Below are 21,114 nucleotides of genomic sequence, written 5' to 3'. Positions count from 1 at the left end.
TGGTCAAGCTATATTTTTGTGGTACAATAAGACAGATAACCATTAGAAGTTTGGAGGAATACATATGCTTATCGGTGAAGAAGCTTATTTAAACTTATGCCAACATATTTTAACCAACGGTGTTCAAAAAGGAGACCGTACCAACACAGGCACTTATTCCATATTTGGCCACCAAATGCGCTTTGATTTAGAAGCAGGCTTTCCTTTATTAACCACAAAGCGAGTACCATTTCGTTTAGTAGCCAGCGAGCTTCTTTGGTTCATAAAAGGGGATACAAATATCCGTTATTTATTACAGCATAATAATAATATTTGGAATGAATGGGCGTTTGAAAAGTGGGTAAACAGTAATGACTATTCTGGGCCAGATATGCGTAATTTCGGTAATCGCTCGCAAACAGATCCAAAATTTAACCAACAATATCAGGAACAAATGAAAATTTTCAAGGAAAAAATCTTAACCGATGATAGCTTTGCTTACAAATATGGGAATTTAGGGGACGTTTATGGGAAACAGTGGCGTAAATGGAAAACATCCCAAAATGAAACGATTGACCAACTGCAAGATGTGATTGACGGAATAAAAAATAACCCAAATTCAAGAAGACATATTGTTTCTGCTTGGAATCCGGAAGATATTCCATCGATGGCGCTTCCACCATGTCATACCTTATTTCAATTTTATGTAGCAGATGGAAAGCTTTCCTGTCAATTATATCAACGAAGTGCGGATGTGTTTTTGGGAGTTCCGTTTAATATTGCAAGCTACGCTTTATTAACCTATTTAATTGCCCATCAATGTAATTTGCAGCCAGGAGAATTTGTTCATACGTTAGGAGACGCGCATATTTACCTTAATCATGTTGAACAGGTAAAGACACAACTGGCACGAGATATGAAGCAAATGCCACAGCTTGAACTCAATAAACGAAAGTCATCTATTTTTGAGTTTGATCTGGATGATTTTAAGCTTAACGGATATGACCCTCATCCTGCGATTAAAGCACCAATCGCTGTTTAAAGGAAAGGAGCTAAAACATGATATCATTATTAGTTGCAATGGATAAAAACCGAGTAATTGGCTTAAACAATAATCTGCCTTGGCATTTGCCAAAGGATTTACGCTTTTTCAAAGAGACTACTATGAACCATCCAGTTATTATGGGAAGGAAAACATTTGAATCGATTGGAAAACCACTTCCTCACCGTAGAAATGTGGTACTGACGAAAAAGGGAGGCGACTTTCCAAAAGAAGTGGAAGTCATCCATGATCTGCAAACATTGTTACAATGGAATCAAGATCAGCCAGGCGAGGAATATTTCGTCATTGGGGGAGCTCATGTTTTTGAACAAATATTAGGAGAAGCAGATCGCATGTATATTACATGGATTGACCATTCCTTTACAGGTGATACGTATTTCCCTGCATTCTCGAAAGAAGATTGGCAGCTTGTATCAAAAGTTAAAGGAAAGAAAGACGAAAAAAACCCCTATGATTATTACTTCTTACGATATGACCGTAAACGGTAACAAAAATCTCTTATATAGGTTATGAAGCTTGTTTCCTCATAGAAAAACATGTTACACTAAAGGCGTTCATAGAACATATGCAAGCACTAAAAAAGTAAGGTTGAAAGTGGCGCTTTAGCTTGAACTATATATTAAAATGCTCACATAAAGAGGGTGGATAAATTGTTTTCTAGTATCGGCTTCCCGGGACTCATTTTAATTTTGGCTATCGCTTTAGTGATTTTTGGACCAAAAAAATTACCTGAAATCGGTAAAGCAGCTGGAGAAACTTTAAAAGAGTTTAAAAACTCAACGAACGATTTAACCAGTGATGTGAGAAATGAGTTTAAGGAAACAAAAGAGTTAATTACGGATGAAAAAAGTGATCTCTAAGGGGGGAAGGGATAATGTTTCAGAGTATTGGTGTTCCCGGTCTGATTTTAATATTAATTATTGCGTTAGTTATATTCGGACCTTCCAAACTGCCTGAAATCGGTAAAGCATTTGGAAACTCGTTGAAAGAATTCAAAAATGCGACCAAAGGTATTGTTTCAGATGATGACTCAGCAGAAAAGAAGGAAAACCATACATCAAGTAAAAATTAAAAAGCAAAGGTGTAAGGTAATCTCCTTGCATCTTCTTTTGTGTGGAAAAAGCGCAAGTGAATGTTCGATCAGTGAAATTTTCTTTCATCTCCCACAGATTGTTGGTGAGGGCACATGACCTGGTGGCCTCTTACGAAATAGGGCATTTAAGTGCTGTTAGCTCCGCTTAGACTTGTTGCGGTATAGATTCCTCTAATGCCCGAAGCGGGAGTTAAAGCCTCTTATATACGGGATAAATTTTGCGCTAGGTATAGACAAAGTAGCAATACATACGTGATGTATGGTAATAGGGAGAGTGACAATATGTCTGACAATCAATCATTGGAAGAAAAGGAAATGAATTTGACGGGGCATCTTTCCGAGTTACGAAACCGGATTATTGTGACAGCCATCTTTTTTATTTTATTCTTTATAGGTAGTCTCGCTTTTTCTAAAGATATATACACTTTTTTTCAAGATGATATACCTTTTAAGCTTACTGTAATTAGCCCTGGAGAAATTATTTGGATTCATTTTACCTTAGCAGCAGTAGTTGCCATTGTTGGTACTCTGCCGATATTCGTTTTGCAAGTTTGGTTGTTTGTTAAGCCAGGCCTGACGCAGAAAGAACAGAAAGCAACCCTCGCTTATATACCAGCTGTATTTTTTCTATTTATAGGCGGGCTTGTTTTTGGTTATTTTATGTTTATTAAGCTTATTCTGCCATTTTTACTATCATTAAATGATGGCATGTTTAATCAAATGTTTACAGTCGATAAATATTTTCGTTTTTTACTTCGGGTAACACTTCCGTTTGCAGTTTTGTTTGAGGTTCCGGTCATTGCTATGTTTCTAACAGCCTTAGGAATTTTAACTCCTCAGTTCATGCGAAGAACAAGGAAGTATGCTTATTTTATTCTTGTCATCATCAGTACAATCGTTACACCACCAGACTTTATTCTTCAGTTGGTCGTTGCTGTACCATTAATTCTGCTTTACGAAATTAGCATTAATCTAGCTGCATTTGTATATCGAAAAAAGCAACGGAAACACGAAGCTTTTATGACCGAAACTGAATCCTAGGGGGGGAGGCCATTGCGCTCCTTTTATCACTTTTTAATGACATATAGAGGAAAAAAACAACCCGATGACCAAAGTCGGTTAGCTGATTGGGCTTTCCATGATCATCATTTTCCAAAGCAATCTACGAACTACAGTGAAATAAGTGACTACTTGGAATGGAATAGTCCTTTTCCAACAGCTTTAACGGTGTTCGATGAATTGTGGGAAACATATACCATGCATGCTATGTAAAAAAGTTTGAGGTTAATAACTCAAGCTTTTTTACATGTGACAAAGACACCCGTTAAATTGGATAGCTAGCCAACATGAGGCTTTTACAATTGCTCCGACGTGATTTAAATACGAAACTCACTTAACTTTGTTGAAGGCTTAGTGCAATATAGCACAATACAACCAAAATATAGTAACAAAAAATTGATAACTATCTAAACATTAATTTCAAACAAACGTTTGATTGATTATCTATGGTACTGTCTGGTACTAATTTTCTGCAACATTCGGCAAATGAAGTGAAATAATTTAAAAAAGCTGTAACTATGTGCGGTTGCCCGGGAAATATTATGCTTGAATTAGAGTTAGTTATTTCCTGCTGTTGGGAAAGGAAATCCTGGTTGTCTGTAACCATTTATAAAGAAAGTATTAGCATCCAAGTATATCACAGCAGCTTTAATGATTTATTGCAGCTGAGCCTACACTATTTTTACAGGCTAACGTACACTACTTATAGGTGATTTGCTTAAGAAAGGAGTATGATCATATGGTATTTCCACCAAACCAATCGACCAATTTCCCATTTCATATGCAACAAGGCAATTTTGGTAATAATATGAGAGCTTTTAATCCTCAGCATCGTTTTCCTCAAACCCCATTTTCCTCTGGTCCTTTTTCCAGAGCTCCTATGCCAGGGGGACAATCACTTTCTAAAGGAGGAAAATTACAAAATTTGTTGAGTCTTTTTCGACCACAAACTGGAGCCGATACTATTGGTGGAGGATTTTTAAAAGGGGCTGGGGGGTTAAATGGTGCACTGGATAATGTACAGCAGGTGTTAAATGTTGTTCAGCAGGCTACGCCTCTTGTCAAAGAATATGGACCAATGGTAAAGAATCTTCCTGCAATGTATCGGATGATGAAAGCATTTAATTCGTTTAATGATGATGAGAAAGAAAGTGAGGATGCTAAAAAACAAACAACCGATTCACCCTCTGATGATGACTTAAACACCACAGATCAAGCTGAACAACCAGCAGAAGATCCAGAAGGTGATAAGGCGCAAATCGGAAAATCTGTCCCAAAGCTATTTATTTAATGTTTATAATGCTCCCAACTTGATTTTTTCTTCTATAAAGGGAAAAATAGAGGAAAATACGTAGAAGGGATGATAATTATGAATGCTACAGCAAAAGCGTATGCAACATTTGCTGGAGGCTGTTTTTGGTGTATGGTTGAGCCGTTTGATGAACGCCCTGGGATTATCCGCATCACATCCGGATATACAGGAGGGTCTGTCGAAAATCCTACGTATGAGCAAGTTTGTTCTAATACAACTGGACATGTGGAGGCAGTTCAAATTGAATTCGACCCAAATGTTATGAGCTATAAAAAGTTATTGGATACCTTCTGGCAGCAGATAGACCCTACTGACCCTTATGGTCAATTTAATGATCGCGGCGAATCGTATCAAACTGCGATTTTTTATCATAATGAACAGCAAAAGAAAGAAGCCGAGGCTTCAAAAAAAGAACTTGAAGCTAGTGGAAAGTTCACGAAACCAATCGTGACCAAGATCCTCCCGGCAAAACCTTTTTATCCTGCTGAAGAAAATCATCAGCACTATTATAAGAAACATGGATTTCATTATCGTCTCTATAAAAGAGGATCAGGCAGGGAGGATTTTATCAAGAAGCACTGGAAGAATAAGTATGATCCAAAAGAATTGAAACGGAAGCTCACGCCTATGCAATATCATGTGACCCAGGAAAATGGCACAGAACGACCATTTCAAAATGAATATTGGGATAAAGAAGAGGAAGGGATTTATGTAGATATCGTTTCTGGTGAGCCGCTATTTTCTTCCAAGGATAAGTATGATGCTGGTTGTGGTTGGCCAAGTTTTACCAAGCCTATAGATCGGTATCAACTTGTAGAAAACACCGACACAACGCACGGAATGATACGTACAGAAGTCCGAAGTAAGGAAGCAAACTCGCATTTGGGACATGTGTTTGAAGATGGTCCAAAAGATAAAGGAGGGCTTCGTTATTGTATGAACTCTGCTGCTATGCGTTTTATTCCAAAAAATAAGTTAGAAGAAGAAGGCTACGGAGAGTATGTATCTTTATTAAATAATAAGTAGACGTTAACAATATTATGTAAACAAAAGGGGTAATAATGATGATTCATTTAAACTGGGAAAAACGAAAAACTATCAAGCAATTAAAATGTGTTCATGCCGACGCCAAGAAATTTGTAGTGAATAACAAATTAACGCCCGGAAAGATTTATGATGTTAAAAATGAAACAGATGAATTTTACTTTATAATTGATAACAGTAATCGCATTGGCGGATTTCGCAAAGAATATTTTGAAGAAGTAAGATAGTAGCGAAGGCCCTTATTCACTCTAGGATTAAATACTTATTTATCAGTTATTGTTTGATTAAAGTAGTATAGTGGAAAGTGCAATATTTTCACTACACCCCAAAAGATTAAGGGAAGAAGTCTGATTTTTGGGGTGGTTATTATTTTTTATGAAGATTGACAGGAATAAAGACTTGGTAAGCTGTTGTTACCAACTAATCGTTAAGTTTACGTTATCCCTTTCATTTTTTGCTATAAATGCGTTATAATAACTAGTACAATCATTAAATATCTACTTACTATTTGTTGGATGGATCGAAGAAGGAGGAGAGCCGTCTTGGCTTTTGTAATTACATCACCATGTAAAGATGAAAAATCAGGAGAATGTGTGGAAGTTTGCCCTGTTGATTGCATTGAAGAAGGGAAAGATATGTTTTATATCGATCCTGATATATGTATTGATTGTGGCGCTTGTGAAGCTGTATGTCCAGTAGAAGCTATTTATATGGAAGATGAAGTTCCTGAAGAGGAAACAGAATATATAGCGTTAAACCGAAAATTTTTTGAAGAACAATAAAGTGTTGAAAAAGCAAGCTGCTCTACAGCAAGCTTGCTTTTAGTTATGTAGCGTTAATCAAACGTATATTTATCTGACAGAAAACTTTGTATAACCAGCTTCATTTTCGTAAGTCCGTTGGTCAATATGAGACACCTTTATGAAAGGGTTCATACCGTTTTCTAAAGCATTTATAAATCGCTGCAGATTAGTTTCACTACCTTCTGCTTCTAATTCGACTGTTCCATCATCTTTATTTTTAACCCAGCCTCGAATGTCTAATTCCATTGCTTTCTGTTTGGCAGAATAGCGAAAGCCCACTCCTTGTACGCGACCATGAAAAATGGCGTGTATTCGCATATTGATCACCTCATTTAAAATTATCCATTAATGATAAAGGTTAATCCATACTGAACGACTAAAAGAAACAATTGCTGCCCATACTATGTATAAATTATAAACATGGATAGAAAGGAGCGAAGGCTCTTGGTTCATTTGCCTCAACACTCTCAATCTTATTGGCGTGACACAGCAAAGCTAAAAAAATTTCCACCGTTAGATACTTCCATTCATACAGAAGTGGGGATCGTTGGTGGGGGAATTACAGGAATTACAACAGCTTATTTGTTAACAAAGCAAAATGTAAAAGTTACATTGATCGATGCAAATCCTATTTTAAAAGGAACTACTGGTCATACAACAGCTAAGATCACTGCCCAACATGGCCTCATTTATGATGAGTTAATCCAGCATTTTGGACTAGAACAAGCTACTCTTTATTATAAAGCAATGGACGAAGCTAAGCAATTTATCGAAAACACTGTAAAAGAATTACAAATTAGGTGCGATTACTATCAGGATAATGCGTTTATTTATACCAATTCTGATCAGTGGAAAAATGATTTAGAAAAAGAAAAAACTGCTTATGACCAATTAGGGATCAAAAGTGAGTTGCTGGAAGCAATGCCATTGCAACTTCCAATGAAATTAGCTTTACAAATGCATAACCAGGCTCATTTTCACCCATTAAAATACTTAACTGCACTACTTGAAGAAAGTGTAAAGAACGGCTTAACTGTTTATGAAAATACCGTTGCGGTGGATATAGATAATAATAGTCATCTAAAGCCTGTGATTGTAACCAAAGAAGGTCATCAAATCACATGTAATCATATTATTTCTGCCTCTCATTTTCCGTTTTATGATCGAGATAGCTTTTATTTTACAAGGATGTATGCGGAGCGTGCGTACGTAATAGGGATCCAATCAACTGATAAGTATCCAGGTGGAATGTATATTAATGCAGAAGCTCCAACTAGATCTGTGCGCTCCACGAAATGGGATGGAAAGGAACTATGGTTAATTAGTGGGGAAAACCATAAAACAGGGCAAGGCAAACCAACACATGAACATTTTAAATCTTTACAAGCATTCGCCGAGGAAAACTTTACCGTAGCATCCTATGATTATCGGTGGTCAGCGCAAGATTTAACAACATTAGATAAAATTCCATATATTGGTTACCTGAAGAAGTCATCACCTAATATTCTTGTTGCTACAGGGTTCCGCAAATGGGGAATGACCAATGGAACTGCTGCAGCTAATATATTAACCGAATTAGTAATGCAGATAGAAAATGAATATGCTGATCTGTTTGATCCATCACGATTTAAAGCTGATCCAACAATAAAAAAATTCATACAAACGAATACAGACGTAGCAAAACAAATGATACAAGGTAAATTAGATAATACAAATAATCAATTCGATTTAGAACAATTAAAAACCGATCAAGCAACAGTTACACGGATAAATGGCAAACGATCTGGAGTTTATAAAGATACCGAAAATCAACTTCATATTGTCGATACAACGTGTACGCATTTAAAATGCGAAGTGGAATGGAATTCTGGTGAACGTACATGGGATTGTCCGTGTCATGGTTCGCGTTTTTCATATACAGGAGAAGTTATTAACGGACCAGCAAACAAACCTTTGAAGAAAATGGATCCAGATAAACTGAATTAAAACCAAAAAACCTTACGATGATAAATAATTCATAGTATGGTTTTTTTGGTTTTGTCTCAATATCACAAGAATACTTAGCTTCTGAGACAATAAACCATTAACTTCCGATAATATATATTATGTAAACTAGAAACAAACTGCTAAAAACCGTTACCAATACATACTGTCCCTCATGTCCAATCACCAAAAAAATCCTGCCTAATAAACCTCTTATTTACAAAAACGTACCAAAAATGAAGTTGTAATCCATTTTTGGTACTTATAATTAAATATTCTCTATTTCGATTGGTGCAATTGTAGGCCTTGGTTGAAGTGTTGCTGAATCCTCATATTGATTATTTGCAAATAATAATCCGCCAATTAGAAGTGCTCCATATGATAATGATAAGACAACTTTTTTCAAGCTATTCCTCCTCTACAAAATGATTAACTGATCATAGCTACTATTTGCCAATTTATAATATTGTACAGATGCTTTATACTTACCTATTTTTTCTAAATGAACTGCTAGCATTTTTGCGTAAAATACTAAATGTTGAAATTCTTCTTTTCTCTTTAGATAAGGTATAAAATCATCTGCTAATACTGATTTAAACTGTTTTAGATCTCCATCTAGCAAACATGTATATACTTGCAAAATATAATCATAAAGTTTGGTATAGTACCTCTTATCGGTTAAATTCAATATTTCTTTCGCATGCTGCAAGTACTCTTTTGCATTATCATAGTCTCCAATTGTGTAAAGCTCTTGAATTAAACGAGTAAGTGCTTCTAGTTTCGGTTTATCTGTTAAATTTTTATTTTGTATAGCTATTAAATAATGTTTAATTGCCTCTTCAGAGTTTCTCATTATCGAGTGAAGGTAGCCAAGATTATAATGCGTTAGATGGGTTACATCCTCGTTGTTGCTTAATTCGGCTAGTTTCAATGCCAAATTGTAGTTTTTCATGGAAATATCTGGCTTTTTAATTCTTTGATAAGCAATACCTAATAAGATATGGCATTGAGCACAACGAATAAAATTATAATTACTTTGAAAAACTTCCATGGCCTGTTTCGCGTATTCAATAGCCTCTAGGTCTTCCCACAATTTACTATGTTCAATGGAAATTGCATATTGTAAATCTGCGACCTCTTCATTATTGATATTAGCTAAACGAGTAGATTCTTCCGCAAGTTTATAATATTGCATAGAATGTTGATGATCTTCCTGAAATGAGTAATAATTCCCTTTAAATTTATACCAGTAATATTTAAGTGTAGGGTTAAATGAAGCTGCCATCTCATGAAGCTCATTAATTTTATATAACGCATTTACGAAATCACGCAAGACGCAATAGTAACGAATTTTATGGATTTCGAACATGAGGGTTTGATCATTAATACTACGATCCATCAGATTTTCTAGTTCTTCATACTTCGTGACCATCTCTTGTTTGTCAAAATGGTCAAATAGCATTCCGTACCATTCTTGACATTTTTCTGCAATTTGTACATCTGTCGTATCCGTGAGTTCAATTTCTAATCGGTTGCATAGTAATTGGATGATCTCTGGGCTTGCTTTTGTCTTCTTGTTTTCTATTTTTGATAAGTAGGATAATGAAACAATGCCTTCTGACAGTTCCCCTTGTGTCATATTGCGCTTTGTTCGCTGTAATTTGATAATAGAACCTATATCTACCAAACTTTATCACCTACCAATCTCCAATTAATCTATTATGTATCTAGTATTATTGTAACATAAATCCAAAAAATGGCTATTGGGAAAATAATTGGATTTTTCTACTACTTTAACAGCAGATTGCTATAATTAATTGATTGGTTTTCCTCATATAGGAAAATTGCTGTGATTAATCCTTTTTACAGAACAAAGGCTCAGGGCAAAGGCTCAGGGCGCCCGTTTAGCAACGTAGCGACTGGAACGAATCAACTAAAGATAAAGGAATCAAGGTGAGGCCAACCAATGATGATGACTTATCGTAGGGCGATTTCTTGAAGTCGCCTAGGTGATGGGTGCTTGCGCCGTACATGGCTATTCCGTATTTACTTATTTCCTCTGATTTTTCTGTCATTTAATCAACAAGAACCTTTCTCTATAAATAATAGTTTTCTGTTTCAAGAAAACTAAATTAACCACCCTATAATCCATTCATAAAACAATAAACAACTTCTTCTTCTAACTGACTTAATTTACGGTTTAATTGTGCGGATAACTCATTAACCAAATTCAAGTGGTTTCTTTCGTGCTTTTCAGTTAAATTGCAAATTAACTTCAATAAATTTATATATCCTTTGAAATCTTCTTTAGCCAATAGGGGTTCATGTGAAAGCACATAAACATCAGCATCAAACATTTCAATATTTTCGAGGAGGTGTCTAACATTATCAACCTTATACTGCGGTTGTTGTGTGTATATACTTGGGTATAAACAGTCCCCTAGGAAAAGGACTTTTTCCTCCTTTGCAAAGATAAGTGATGAATCATCAGAATGATCCCCACCTACATGTTTGACTACACACTGAATACCACCTAAATCAATCTCCAATTTGTCTTTAAACGTAATATTAGGTAGTGCGATAGTGATATCTCTGTCTGCTCCAAATTCTTTTTTTATCATTTCTGAACAAAACGAATTCTCCAAACCTTTTTCTACACGATCTGCTAAAGCTTCGTCAGTCCAATCATATTCCACCATTTTTTCAAGATGTGTTTTTGTATGTTCATGAGCGATAGTGAACTTGTTCATTTCATTTGCACCAAAGCTATGATCCCAATGCCAATGGGTTAATACGACAGCATGATGGTTCTTAATTTGACATCGATCTAGTTCATTAAGAAATAACTTAGCATGTTTAGCAGAATTTCCCGTATCGATAATTAAAGTTTGGTGCGTACCACATATGGCAGACAGTATTGGCCGGTCAGTTTCAGGGTCATGTGGTAAATAATGTATGCGATCGGTTAGTTGTTTTAATTTTTTCTCCATTATGCTAACTCCCTTTGTTTTTTGTAGTGCCAACAATTTTATTTAATGTGGCAAGAACATTTTTTAAATCCGTTAACGTTACTTTTGAGTAATATTTTTCCACTAGAATATGGTCAATTCTTTTAAGAACCTTTTGAAATTCCTTCCCCCTCTCTCCAAGATAAATCAAGGTTTCTCTGCGATTTTTTGAATTCTCTCTACGATATATCAATCTCATTTCTTCAAGTTTAGAAATCACTTGGCTTACCGCACTTTTCGAAATATCCAAATGGTTTGCAATATCTTTGGCAATTACTGGTTCATTACGAATGATGTAAAACATGATAATTTCTTGTTGCGGAGTTAAATGAAAGCTCTCTAATTTCTCAACCTCTTTGGCTTCTTGTAACACCAATAACTTAAATTGCTCGAATTTTTGGTTGATTTTGTCTATCATTATTATGTAATCATCCATTGATTTATCACCCCCCTACTTTATAATTTAAAGTTTAGTTAAGTTTACTTAACTATTTGATGTTTGTCAACGATTAAGAAGATTCGGTATATTTGTGAAAAAAATCACTAACATTATTTATGCTCTTAAGTTCCTGATCATTTCACACTGTAACATCTCCCCAACTCTATATTTTATTTCTATTTATGATATTCAATAGTTTTAGCGGTCCTCTCAGCAACCGTCTTTCCCATTATTTGTTCAACTAGATATAATGCCATATTAATTCCTGAGGATACTCCTCCTGAGGAAATAATGTTACCATCATGTACAACTTTGCAATCAAAAGCTACTTTTACATTAGGGTATGTTTTTTGTAATATATGTAATGCTAAATAGTGCGTTGTTGCACGTTTCCCATTCAATAAACCCGTTTCACCTAAAATAAATGCTCCCGTACAAACGGAACAGATATATTCAATATGTTTATGCATTAATATCCATTGTTGTAATGGTTCATTTTTCGCTACAGCTTCTACCGCTCTTAAAGGCCCGCCGGATATTATTAAAATATTTAAATCTGGATGCTTATGAATGCTATAGTCAGGTTCTACCGATATACCAGCATGTGTTTTAATTTTTTCTCCAGTTTCTGTAATGGTTTTGACTTCAAAAGGTCGTATTGGTAATAACTGTTTTTTATAAAGCGTTAGCATTTGTTCAGCTTTATTATTTGTAGTTAATGAAAGAACTTCTGCTGGACCAGCAAAATCTAGGATATCTACGTAGTCAAAAAGTAAAATGCCGATTTTTTTCTTTTTCAATAAATTCATCCTTCCTTATAGAACAGTTGTAAGAGAGTATGCTCCCTCTACTATTAGCAGAGGGAGCGAACGATATGCACATATATAGCAATCTGATGCTATCTAAGTAATGTTATACTTTACTTAGACATCCATATCATACATAGGAGCGGTTCATAAATACGACTCTCCATCCATCTGGGTCTTCAATGGTAACTCCTTTTTCCTTCCAATATTCATTTTCAGGTTCTACCTCTTCATATCCCATATCGTCCATCCGCTTCACTAACTGATTGATTTCATTCTTGGCTGGCATATAAAAAACAAGTAGATTATCCTTCGTTGGCGCCGGACAAGGGCTGCCGTTCTCATGGGAGGTGAATTCCAAATGGTAGTCCGAGTGTGGAAGACCAAATATAACTCCTTTATATCCTCTCGTTCCATGGAACTCTTCTATTTTAGTTAAACCAATACCCTCTTCGTAAAATTGAATGACTTCGGTAAATTTATCCGTAGGTCTTGCGATCCGTATTTGTGCTGCGGAAAAATTTCTAAAATCCATCAGCTCACCTTCTTTCAAGTCTAGTTTTTTTTCTTTATATAATTTTTGAACTTTCCTAGAAATATACGAATACATATACCATAATAGATTAATTAATACGAAACAAGTAACTAGTTCTATTTTTTGAATCTTATTCATTCTATAACGTTTTTTGATATTTTTGAAACGCTAACAGAACAAGTGCGCAAGAGACAATAAACATCAAAACTAAATAACTACTATTAGGTATTACAACTGACCAATCTGGTTTTGTCGTAATAACTTCTCTTCCTGCTTCTACTGCCCAATTCAGCGGATTAAAAGCAGCAAAGTTTTCAACCCAATTTGGTACCAGTTTAAGTGGAATAAACATTCCGGAAAGAAATATAAGCGGCATTGTAATTAAACTGGCTGCAGCAGTTAGGCTTTCTTCTTTTAGAACGAATAATGCCACAGTGGTTGATAATATCCCCATTCCCAACCCCAATAATACAGCAATGGTGGTAAGTTGGATGATTCCAATTAGTCCTCCTGAAAATGTTGCTCCTAATAAAGCTGCTACACCAATCATAATCAATGCTTGAATAACCATCGTTACGGTTTCCTGCAATAAAGCTCCTATTGCGATTGCCGAACGATACATCGGTGAAATTAATAGACGGTCAAGAATTCCTTCTCTGTGGTCGTTAATAATCCCTAAGCCAGCATGAGCTCCAGCTATCATCGTACTCATCATAACAATTCCAGGTCCTAAATATTCAATGTATGATTCACCGCCAAATCCAGGGATATCTGCCATACTTGAAAATACTTCACCGAATAAAAACATCCATAATACTGGTTGAATAATCGTCATTAAAACAATAAACGGAACGCGAAAATAGATTTTTAACGAGCGAACAAATATCCATAGTGTATCTGTCAATAGTTTCATTCTGCTCCCACCTCTACGCTCAATTTTTTACCTGTATATAGAAGGTACACATCTCCAAGATCAGGCTTGGAAACAGTAACAGATGAAACATTGATCTGATTTCCTCTTAATTTTTCTAAAATTCCCGCTAGTTTTTGCTCTCCTTCTTCTACCATGACCAACAATTGATCCTTATCCTCTAATGTTTGATACGATGCTTGTAAAATAGAATAAGCTTGTGCTTGTTTATTACACATAATAGTAACGGTATCTTTTCCAACTTTGCTTTTTAATTCCTCTGCTGTTCCTTCTGCGACAATCGTTCCATCATTAATAAAAGCAATCCAATCAGATAATTCATCTGCTTCTTCCATATAGTGCGTAGTAAGAATGACGGTCATCCCGTCTGTATGTTGCAGCCGCTTAATAGTATTCCATAATTCTTTACGTGCTTCTGGATCTAATCCAGTCGTAGGTTCATCCAGAAACAGCAATTTTGGTCGATGAATAATTCCCATAGCAAGATCGAGCTTCCTTCTCATGCCTCCAGAATAATTTTTGCTTAGTCGACCCGCATCTTCTTGTAAATGAAATACACGTAGTAATTCATCCACTCTTTCTTTTAACTTCTTCCCTTTAAGTCCATAGATCCTTCCTTGCAGCATTAAATTTTCTCTTCCTGTTCCCATCGGATCGACGCCAGACGATTGGGAAACGCAACCAATTAAATGTTTATCTATTTTTTTATTCCCAAAAATCAGGATTTCCCCTTCATCTGGATAGGCTAAGGAAGTTAGCATACGAATCGTGGTTGATTTCCCTGATCCATTTGGACCAAGTAAGGAGGATATCTTCCCTTCTGTTAGTTTTAATGTTAAATTATTTAACGCAACAACATTTTTCTTGTATTTTTTCGTCACATTTTTCATCTCAACTGCGTGTTTCACTTTTTATACCTCCTCTCTTTTCTTTTATAAGCATCGCTTCATTAATAAAATTCACCACATCCTTCGTCATGGGATAAAACATTACGCCATCACTTTCTTCATTTATTGCATTCCATGCGTGATCAAGAAATTCTTTATCTTCGCCAAACATGTCAACAACGCCTTCTATCCAACGATCTGCAAGCTTTTGAGCGATCTCGGATTCCGGAGCGGCATGTAAATTTTCTTTTATTTCATTAATAAGCTCCACCCATATCTCCATTTTATCTTCATCCATATTAACCGACAGTATTTTTTCTTTTTCTTCTTCACTCATATACTGATTCAATATCGTATCGATTTTGTTGTTTTTCTTTTGGAATAACTGCATGATTCCAAAAACCAATTCCCAATTTATTTCCTTCTCTATTTGGATCGTATATAGGATGGTACGTAACGATTGTTCTAATTCTTCAATATGCTTTTTCTGTTCTTGCACCATTATTAATTGTTCACCAAATGCATCTTCCCATGAATTTGACGGTTCCTGCAAAATACACTGTATCTTATCCAATGAGAATCCTAAAAATTTTAATGATAAAATTTGTTCCAATCGAAATACTTCCACTTCGCCATATAATCTATGTCCCCCTTCTGTTGTGCTTTGTGGTTGAAGCAAGCCAATTTCATCATAGTAATCCAACGTTCTTACTGTAACACCTGTCTTTTTAGACAGTTTTCCAATGGTGTACATGCGTTCATAGCCTCCTTGTAATTGCTACTTTAAGTATAAAACAGCACGTAACGTTTGATTCAAGCTTTTTTATTTGAAATGCAAGAAAAAAAGATCTACTCCAACAATGAGGAATAGATCTATTGAGGTGTAGTGTAGTAGGGATAATGTGATATACAACGATAAAAAATCCCAATATAGAAAGCGATAATTCTCTATAAAGCGTAACCTTTGTAAAGGACATTAAAAAAGCCTGGATTAGTTGTAAGAAGGTAAAGAGGATCTCTATAAGGAAAAGAGATCCTCGTTTGATATCTATAGTGATTTTTTCCAATGGGGATCCTAATTTATCGCAAATGGGTTCTATAAGCCATGGATTAGCGCTTTGCTTTAATCAGTCGCTTCCTTGGAGGTGACCGCTCTTAGTCATACGAGAACCTTAAAATCGATTATTTTCCCTCCATAATTAAATAATTTTGCAATAGCCTAGCCGTTATCTTTCTGCTTTTTTCTTTTGTATTAAATAAAGAGTGAATTTCTGACTTATTCCCCCCTAATCTTTGCCATAGTAAATTTATTATCTACTTGGGGTTATTTGAACCGTTTCAATTTACTATAGTAAGATAGAGACCAAACCCCTTTAGCCAGTACTTTGCGTTAATTTTTTTCGATAAAAGAACAACCCGCTTTCCTAAATCCAGTTCTCTCCCTCCCAATCCGTCTTCTATTTATTATCCCGTGTCAATTCCTGCATGAGCGAGGATTTACCTATTTTATTTATGATTGGTAACAATACAGAAAAGATGACAAACAATGAGCTGAAAGTAATACCTAACAATAAAGTAATATCAAAATATATAGGTACCGGATCAATTAATCGGATTGCATAGATTAAGATAACACCGATAATAAAACCAGATACTAGGCCAATAGAAAGATAGAGAAAGACTTGCGTTAGAATATATCTCCTTAATCCTCTGTTAGTTAAGGAAACAGCGCGTAGCACAGCAAATTCTTTCCTCTTCATTTGAAAACTATTTATTAGTGTATTGACCACTCCTAGCAACACACTAAATATAATAATAATGAGGACAATAATAAAAATATACCAACGTTGAACGAACATTTTATTGGATTGTTCCAAGGCGTGATTAATATTACTAATATAGAGTTCCGGGTATTTATGATTCATATCCACTAACTGATTCATTGTATTATCAATCTGGTCTGTTTGAATAAAGGCTCTTCCAAATTCAGCATCCTCAGCACCTACCATGCTATTATCCCAATCGATTAGTGCATCGCCCCATTCAGGCATCTTTTTAACAATGGAGACAACTACTAGATTTCCGGATATAGTTTCGTATTCCTGATTAATAAGATTAACCTCTAATCTATCACCAACCTTTATTCCGTTCATTCTTGCAAATTGTTCTTCTAAGATTATACCATTATCTTCCCATTTAAAGGGACTTAATAATCCTTGTTCCACCATTTCCTTCGTCTCAGCAAAGGCGTAATCAAATGAAACAGACTGATTCCCCTTTTGAAGCGTCCCTGCATAGTACAGACTCTGCATACTACTATTTTTCACATCATTTAATTGCTCTATTTCTTCTTTCACCTCATGACGATCCACGTTTGATTGAAATTCAAACTCATTTTGAATGACAATGTCAGTAGGATACTGATTTTTAATATATTCTTGCTCGTTAATCTGGATACTTCTCATAAAGGTAGAACCAAAAGTCGAGATGGTTATCATGACACTAATACTTAAAATGATAAAAATATTTTTTCTTACCTGTGGAATTAAATTTTTTACTGCTAAATAAGAAATTCGTCCAAATAAACGATTAATCATCGCTAAGAGCATTTTTAATATGTTGGAAAGATAGATAGGAATGAAACAATAAAATCCGACTAATAAGAACAGCATACCAAGCAATGTTAACATTGCCATATTATTTGATAAAACACCTAAAAGCAGTAGGAGCATACTGAACATGATTGCTAGAATACCAGTCCATTTTATGACATTCCGGTATGGTATATCTAACATTTCATTATCTTGCATGACAATCATAGGTAATATTTTAGTACTTTTTACAGAAGGATAAAGCATGAACAGTTGAATAATGATAATACAGCTAATAGTAACGACTAACGTAATACCAAAATTTAGTCCCGTATGTGCAACCGATATAGAAAATATTTTCTCCATCCAAGACCTTAGAAAATGATAACTCAACAAGGTTAATAACAAACCTGATGCTGCACCTATAATATTAATAAACAACGTTTGTAATAAGATGATGCTAAATACTTGCTTTGTAGATGCACCGATGGAACGCATAATAGCAAATTGGTTCTTATACTTATATAGGAAAATATCAAAATTAGAAATCATTATTAAAGAGGTAACTACTAAAATCAGAACGGATAATACGATAATAAATTGATTGAGCAAGCTCAAATTAACTTGTTCAACCGAGTCAGCTTGTGCGACTTCCATTGTAAATGCTGAATCCAATTGTCTAAGCTTATCAATATAAGCAAACAAATCTGAGTCTGAATGTAGTTTGATTAAGATTTGTGTTGCTTCTTTCATTTCTCCTGTTCTTCTGTCTTCCAATTCTTGAACAGAACTCCAAGACATCAAAATAAACGCTTCTTGCATTTCCTCTGTTGGGCTCTCAGCATTAGTTACTTCTTTAATCGTATACGTCTGTTCCTCTAATGTAATGGAATCTCCTAGTTGAACCCCTAGATTTTCTGCTAATCTTTCGTTGATGATGATATCTTCACGATCCAGTTCACTATTAAAATGAAACCTACTCTTTGCTAACCGATCATTCTCCACACCGACAACAAGGACTTCCCCATCGATTTTGTCTATGTTTGCATAAGAGATGAGTACTTTCGAATAAGCATCTATATCATCAGATAAAATCTCATGCATTAAATCAGAATCAATATGTTTCAGCTCAGACGGATCATACCCAACCGATAAGTCCATCTCTCCGTATTGTTGCTGCACGTCATCTACAAGTGACTGTTTTCCATCAATGATGAATAGGAGCAATGTATTAATAATAATGATGGATAACATGACGCCAATGATGGAGGAAAATACGATAAACTTATTTTCCCTGAAAAAGCGTAGGGCTAAATTATTAACGGATTTAATCATAATGAACTCTCCATAATGACTTTGAATTCCTGTAAGATACATTCCATATCAGAGGAATCGTTTCGACAATGATATTCATTTTTAATACTTCCATCATGAAAGAAAAGAACCCTATTAGCGAATGATGCAACATACGGATCGTGTGTCACAATGACAATACTCTGATTGAATGATTTATTAATTTCTTCTAAGACATTTAATATGCTAGTAGAAGTATTGAAGTCCAAATTACCAGTAGGTTCATCCGCCAAGATGAGGGGTGGGGAAGTGATTAATGCTCGACTAATCGCTACCCTTTGTTGCTGACCACCGGAAAGTTCTAGAGGGCGATGTTTTCTCCATTTAGTTAACTGGACCAACTCTAACATTTTATTCACGCTTGCCTCAACGGTCGAAAAGTTTACATTCTTTAGAATAAGTGGGAGAGCAACATTCTCCTCTACCGTTAAATCCTTCAATAAATGAAAAGATTGGAAAATAAATCCAACATTTTCACGGCGATATGTTGTTGCATACGGCTCTTTAAATATATTTTGATCATATATTCCTCTTATTTCAATCTCACCAGACGTCGGTTCATCCATTGCTCCTAATATGTTCAGTAGCGTACTTTTTCCTGAGCCACTTGTTCCCATAATAGCTAAAAACTCACCCTCTAACAAACTAAAATGAACGTCTTTTAGTGCCACCACTTTTTCGTCCGCACTTTTGTAGACTTTGTTTAAATTTTTTACGGACAAAATAGCATGTGCCTCTCCCATTTAAATCACCTCAACTTCTAATTCCTCATCTTGATACCATTTAGATTGCGAAGTGTACATTTTATAATATAACCTTGTTTAATTAATTCTTGAAAGCTTCCTTCCTCCACAACTTCTCCTTTATCCACCAGTAAGTTCAAAAAAATAGATAAAGCAGTTAATATGAGCAAATTCCTAAAAGATTACCACTGTTATCTTTAAATTCAAAAAAATATACTCCGTCTTCAAATTTAATCTCCGTATAATGTTCAGTATTCTTTTTTATAATATCAAATATATCTTCTGTATTTTTCGAATAAAAGTATAATATTGCATGGTCTAATTTTTTAGTTGTAACGTTTTCTGTTTCGATTAACGTAAGGGGGGTTTCGCCAACTTTTAATGCTAGATAGTAATCTTCCTTAAAATCAATTTCAAGAATAAAATTTTTTTGTACCAGTTTAATGAATTTTCCGAATTATCCATTTGAATAAATGCTGTATCAGTTTTTTTTACTAATGGATTCATTAAAAAACTCCTTTCTGAATTTTATTAATTCATATAATTAATTTTAAAAAATAACATCTTTAAAACCACCACCGATAATTCCAACCTTTAAGGGAAAACCATTTCATCTATATTGCTCGCATATTAAGGTCATTGCAAGGTATTGCTAATGCGACTAAAAACCTTTAATTATTGCATAAATAGCGCAGCTAATTTAAATATGTTGGTACTAATCATTCTTTAAGAATTCGTCTTTTAATACGCTCATGATTATTGCATTATGATATTCTCCATCATAAAACAATACTTCTCTGCGAATACCTTCTTGTTTAAATCCTAGTTTTTCATACGATTTTTTTGCTCTTGTATTAAAGTCAAAGACTTCTAATTCTATTCGATGTAAATTTAGTTGTTCAAATCCATGGGTTATCAACCGTTCCATTGCTTCTGTACCATAACCATTACCCCAGTATGCTTTGTTAAATAGAGCGATTCGTACGGAAGCATTTCGATTTTTATAGTCAATATCCGTTATTGCTAGATCTCCAATACAAAGATCGTTTTCTTGTAGACAAATTAACAGATCCATTCTACTCTGATCAGTAGCAGCAGATATAATAAACTGTTCTACACCCCTAAGACTAAATACGGTTTGTGTTCCTGTAAGCCGTCTTGCTTCACGATCCCAAAGGCTTGCATACAACATAGGTATGTCCTTTTCTTCAATGGGTCGTAAGTAGATCCGTTTTCCCTCGATGAATTTGATTGGTGTCTCCATTATTCTTACCTCTTTTCTGTTATTGTATTTGGTCATGACTATTGCTTTTCTTGTTATTTGCGTAAATACATTGAATCACATTCCAATTAATGGAATAAATCGTTAAAAATAGAGCAATAAGCAGTAACTATAATTAACCTCTACCTTTACAAACTTTAAGAACCCCGTACTGAATACCTAGCACTTCATTTGAATACTCCTTGTTATCTTAATTAAGATAA

At 35.0% G+C, this 21,114-nt stretch carries 24 protein-coding genes; 11 read left to right on the top strand and 13 right to left on the bottom strand.

The window, feature by feature from the left end; genetic code table 11:
• Positions 1-64: 64 nt before the first annotated feature.
• The 10 genes from D1839_RS10820 (at position 65) to D1839_RS10775 (ending at position 6,332) form a co-directional block, all read left to right on the top strand.
• The gene (locus D1839_RS10820) at positions 65-1,021 is read left to right on the top strand and encodes a thymidylate synthase (RefSeq protein WP_120379915.1); all 957 of its coding nucleotides are present in this window, start codon (positions 65-67) and stop codon (positions 1,019-1,021) included.
• Positions 1,022-1,038: 17 nt separating this feature from the next.
• On the top strand, positions 1,039-1,530 hold the full coding sequence (locus D1839_RS10815; protein WP_120379914.1) for a dihydrofolate reductase: 492 nt from the start codon (positions 1,039-1,041) through the stop codon (positions 1,528-1,530).
• 162 nt (positions 1,531-1,692) lie between these two features.
• A complete protein-coding gene (locus D1839_RS10810) occupies positions 1,693-1,902 on the top strand; it encodes a twin-arginine translocase TatA/TatE family subunit (RefSeq protein ID WP_120379913.1) in 210 nt (69 codons plus the stop codon).
• A gap of 14 nt (positions 1,903-1,916) precedes the next feature.
• The gene (locus D1839_RS10805) at positions 1,917-2,114 is read left to right on the top strand and encodes a twin-arginine translocase TatA/TatE family subunit (RefSeq protein WP_120379912.1); all 198 of its coding nucleotides are present in this window, start codon (positions 1,917-1,919) and stop codon (positions 2,112-2,114) included.
• Positions 2,115-2,417: 303 nt separating this feature from the next.
• On the top strand, positions 2,418-3,176 hold the full coding sequence (tatC, locus tag D1839_RS10800; RefSeq protein ID WP_120379911.1) for a twin-arginine translocase subunit TatC: 759 nt from the start codon (positions 2,418-2,420) through the stop codon (positions 3,174-3,176).
• A 12-nt stretch (positions 3,177-3,188) separates the two neighbouring features.
• Positions 3,189-3,407, top strand: a complete 219-nt coding sequence (locus D1839_RS10795; protein ID WP_120379910.1) for a YozE family protein — start codon at positions 3,189-3,191, stop codon at positions 3,405-3,407.
• A 526-nt stretch (positions 3,408-3,933) separates the two neighbouring features.
• On the top strand, positions 3,934-4,485 hold the full coding sequence (vrrA, locus tag D1839_RS10790; protein WP_120379909.1) for a VrrA/YqfQ family protein: 552 nt from the start codon (positions 3,934-3,936) through the stop codon (positions 4,483-4,485).
• Positions 4,486-4,563: 78 nt separating this feature from the next.
• The gene (gene msrB / locus D1839_RS10785; protein ID WP_120379908.1) at positions 4,564-5,532 is read left to right on the top strand and encodes a peptide-methionine (R)-S-oxide reductase MsrB; all 969 of its coding nucleotides are present in this window, start codon (positions 4,564-4,566) and stop codon (positions 5,530-5,532) included.
• A 38-nt stretch (positions 5,533-5,570) separates the two neighbouring features.
• Positions 5,571-5,777, top strand: coding sequence for a DUF6501 family protein (locus tag D1839_RS10780; protein WP_120379907.1), 207 nt, complete (start codon positions 5,571-5,573; stop codon positions 5,775-5,777).
• A gap of 315 nt (positions 5,778-6,092) precedes the next feature.
• A complete protein-coding gene (locus D1839_RS10775; protein WP_120379906.1) occupies positions 6,093-6,332 on the top strand; it encodes a DUF362 domain-containing protein in 240 nt (79 codons plus the stop codon).
• A gap of 69 nt (positions 6,333-6,401) precedes the next feature.
• Here the strand turns inward: D1839_RS10775 and D1839_RS10770 are convergent, their stop codons facing one another.
• Entirely contained in the window at positions 6,402-6,671 is a 270-nt protein-coding gene (locus D1839_RS10770) for an acylphosphatase (protein ID WP_120379905.1), read from the bottom strand.
• Positions 6,672-6,797: 126 nt separating this feature from the next.
• Here D1839_RS10770 and D1839_RS10765 point away from each other — a divergent pair, with 126 nt between their 5' ends.
• Positions 6,798-8,339, top strand: a complete 1,542-nt coding sequence (locus D1839_RS10765) for an FAD-dependent oxidoreductase (RefSeq protein ID WP_199690072.1) — start codon at positions 6,798-6,800, stop codon at positions 8,337-8,339.
• Between the two features lie 265 nt (positions 8,340-8,604).
• Here the strand turns inward: D1839_RS10765 and D1839_RS10760 are convergent, their stop codons facing one another.
• The 12 genes from D1839_RS10760 to D1839_RS10705 form a co-directional block, all read right to left on the bottom strand.
• The gene (locus D1839_RS10760; protein WP_158589646.1) at positions 8,605-8,742 is read right to left on the bottom strand and encodes a hypothetical protein; all 138 of its coding nucleotides are present in this window, start codon (positions 8,740-8,742) and stop codon (positions 8,605-8,607) included.
• Positions 8,743-8,754: 12 nt separating this feature from the next.
• Positions 8,755-10,023, bottom strand: coding sequence for a helix-turn-helix domain-containing protein (locus D1839_RS10755; protein WP_120379903.1), 1,269 nt, complete (start codon positions 10,021-10,023; stop codon positions 8,755-8,757).
• A 454-nt stretch (positions 10,024-10,477) separates the two neighbouring features.
• Positions 10,478-11,326: an MBL fold metallo-hydrolase gene (locus D1839_RS10750; RefSeq protein WP_120379902.1), complete on the bottom strand. Its 849-nt coding sequence runs from the start codon at positions 11,324-11,326 to the stop codon at positions 10,478-10,480.
• Positions 11,327-11,330: 4 nt separating this feature from the next.
• On the bottom strand, positions 11,331-11,780 hold the full coding sequence (locus D1839_RS10745) for a MarR family winged helix-turn-helix transcriptional regulator (protein WP_120379901.1): 450 nt from the start codon (positions 11,778-11,780) through the stop codon (positions 11,331-11,333).
• Between the two features lie 179 nt (positions 11,781-11,959).
• The gene (locus D1839_RS10740) at positions 11,960-12,583 is read right to left on the bottom strand and encodes a DJ-1/PfpI family protein (protein WP_158589645.1); all 624 of its coding nucleotides are present in this window, start codon (positions 12,581-12,583) and stop codon (positions 11,960-11,962) included.
• 136 nt (positions 12,584-12,719) lie between these two features.
• Entirely contained in the window at positions 12,720-13,124 is a 405-nt protein-coding gene (locus tag D1839_RS10735) for a VOC family protein (RefSeq protein WP_120379930.1), read from the bottom strand.
• A 139-nt stretch (positions 13,125-13,263) separates the two neighbouring features.
• Positions 13,264-14,037, bottom strand: coding sequence for an ABC transporter permease (locus D1839_RS10730; RefSeq protein ID WP_120379899.1), 774 nt, complete (start codon positions 14,035-14,037; stop codon positions 13,264-13,266).
• The gene (locus D1839_RS10725; protein WP_120379898.1) at positions 14,034-14,963 is read right to left on the bottom strand and encodes an ABC transporter ATP-binding protein; all 930 of its coding nucleotides are present in this window, start codon (positions 14,961-14,963) and stop codon (positions 14,034-14,036) included. Before D1839_RS10725 ends, D1839_RS10730 begins: the two co-directional genes overlap by 4 nt.
• A complete protein-coding gene (locus tag D1839_RS10720) occupies positions 14,947-15,696 on the bottom strand; it encodes a MerR family transcriptional regulator (RefSeq protein ID WP_120379897.1) in 750 nt (249 codons plus the stop codon). The genes D1839_RS10725 and D1839_RS10720 overlap by 17 nt, the downstream gene beginning before the upstream one ends.
• Before the next feature lie 703 nt (positions 15,697-16,399).
• Entirely contained in the window at positions 16,400-18,868 is a 2,469-nt protein-coding gene (locus D1839_RS10715) for an FtsX-like permease family protein (protein WP_158589644.1), read from the bottom strand.
• Positions 18,865-19,629 carry an ABC transporter ATP-binding protein gene (locus D1839_RS10710; protein ID WP_120379895.1) on the bottom strand — a complete coding sequence of 255 codons (765 nt, stop codon included), beginning with the start codon at positions 19,627-19,629 and terminating at the stop codon, positions 18,865-18,867. Before D1839_RS10710 ends, D1839_RS10715 begins: the two co-directional genes overlap by 4 nt.
• 715 nt (positions 19,630-20,344) lie before the next feature.
• The gene (locus tag D1839_RS10705) at positions 20,345-20,893 is read right to left on the bottom strand and encodes a GNAT family N-acetyltransferase (protein WP_120379894.1); all 549 of its coding nucleotides are present in this window, start codon (positions 20,891-20,893) and stop codon (positions 20,345-20,347) included.
• Between the last annotated feature and the right edge of the window lie 221 nt (positions 20,894-21,114).

Origin of the sequence: Roseburia sp. 1XD42-34, assembly GCF_009917385.1 — a bacterium.
GTDB lineage: Bacteria > Bacillota > Bacilli > Bacillales > Amphibacillaceae > Virgibacillus.
This window is presented reverse-complemented; position numbering and strand designations above follow the sequence as displayed.

Excerpts from the sequence above, each read along its gene's own strand:
- D1839_RS10820 (WP_120379915.1), top strand. The coding sequence starts at position 65 with ATGCTTATCGGTGAAGAAGCTTATTTAAACTTATGCCAACATATTTTA.
- D1839_RS10815 (WP_120379914.1), top strand. The coding sequence starts at position 1,039 with ATGATATCATTATTAGTTGCAATGGATAAAAACCGAGTAATTGGCTTA.
- D1839_RS10805 (WP_120379912.1), top strand. The coding sequence starts at position 1,917 with ATGTTTCAGAGTATTGGTGTTCCCGGTCTGATTTTAATATTAATTATT.
- tatC (WP_120379911.1), top strand. The coding sequence starts at position 2,418 with ATGTCTGACAATCAATCATTGGAAGAAAAGGAAATGAATTTGACGGGG.
- vrrA (WP_120379909.1), top strand. The coding sequence starts at position 3,934 with ATGGTATTTCCACCAAACCAATCGACCAATTTCCCATTTCATATGCAA.
- msrB (WP_120379908.1), top strand. The coding sequence starts at position 4,564 with ATGAATGCTACAGCAAAAGCGTATGCAACATTTGCTGGAGGCTGTTTT.
- D1839_RS10780 (WP_120379907.1), top strand. The coding sequence starts at position 5,571 with ATGATTCATTTAAACTGGGAAAAACGAAAAACTATCAAGCAATTAAAA.
- D1839_RS10770 (WP_120379905.1), bottom strand. The coding sequence starts at position 6,671 with ATGCGAATACACGCCATTTTTCATGGTCGCGTACAAGGAGTGGGCTTT.
- D1839_RS10750 (WP_120379902.1), bottom strand. The coding sequence starts at position 11,326 with ATGGAGAAAAAATTAAAACAACTAACCGATCGCATACATTATTTACCA.
- D1839_RS10745 (WP_120379901.1), bottom strand. The coding sequence starts at position 11,780 with ATGGATGATTACATAATAATGATAGACAAAATCAACCAAAAATTCGAG.
- D1839_RS10735 (WP_120379930.1), bottom strand. The coding sequence starts at position 13,124 with ATGGATTTTAGAAATTTTTCCGCAGCACAAATACGGATCGCAAGACCT.
- D1839_RS10730 (WP_120379899.1), bottom strand. The coding sequence starts at position 14,037 with ATGAAACTATTGACAGATACACTATGGATATTTGTTCGCTCGTTAAAA.
- D1839_RS10720 (WP_120379897.1), bottom strand. The coding sequence starts at position 15,696 with ATGTACACCATTGGAAAACTGTCTAAAAAGACAGGTGTTACAGTAAGA.
- D1839_RS10715 (WP_158589644.1), bottom strand. The coding sequence starts at position 18,868 with ATGATTAAATCCGTTAATAATTTAGCCCTACGCTTTTTCAGGGAAAAT.
- D1839_RS10710 (WP_120379895.1), bottom strand. The coding sequence starts at position 19,629 with ATGGGAGAGGCACATGCTATTTTGTCCGTAAAAAATTTAAACAAAGTC.
- D1839_RS10705 (WP_120379894.1), bottom strand. The coding sequence starts at position 20,893 with ATGGAGACACCAATCAAATTCATCGAGGGAAAACGGATCTACTTACGA.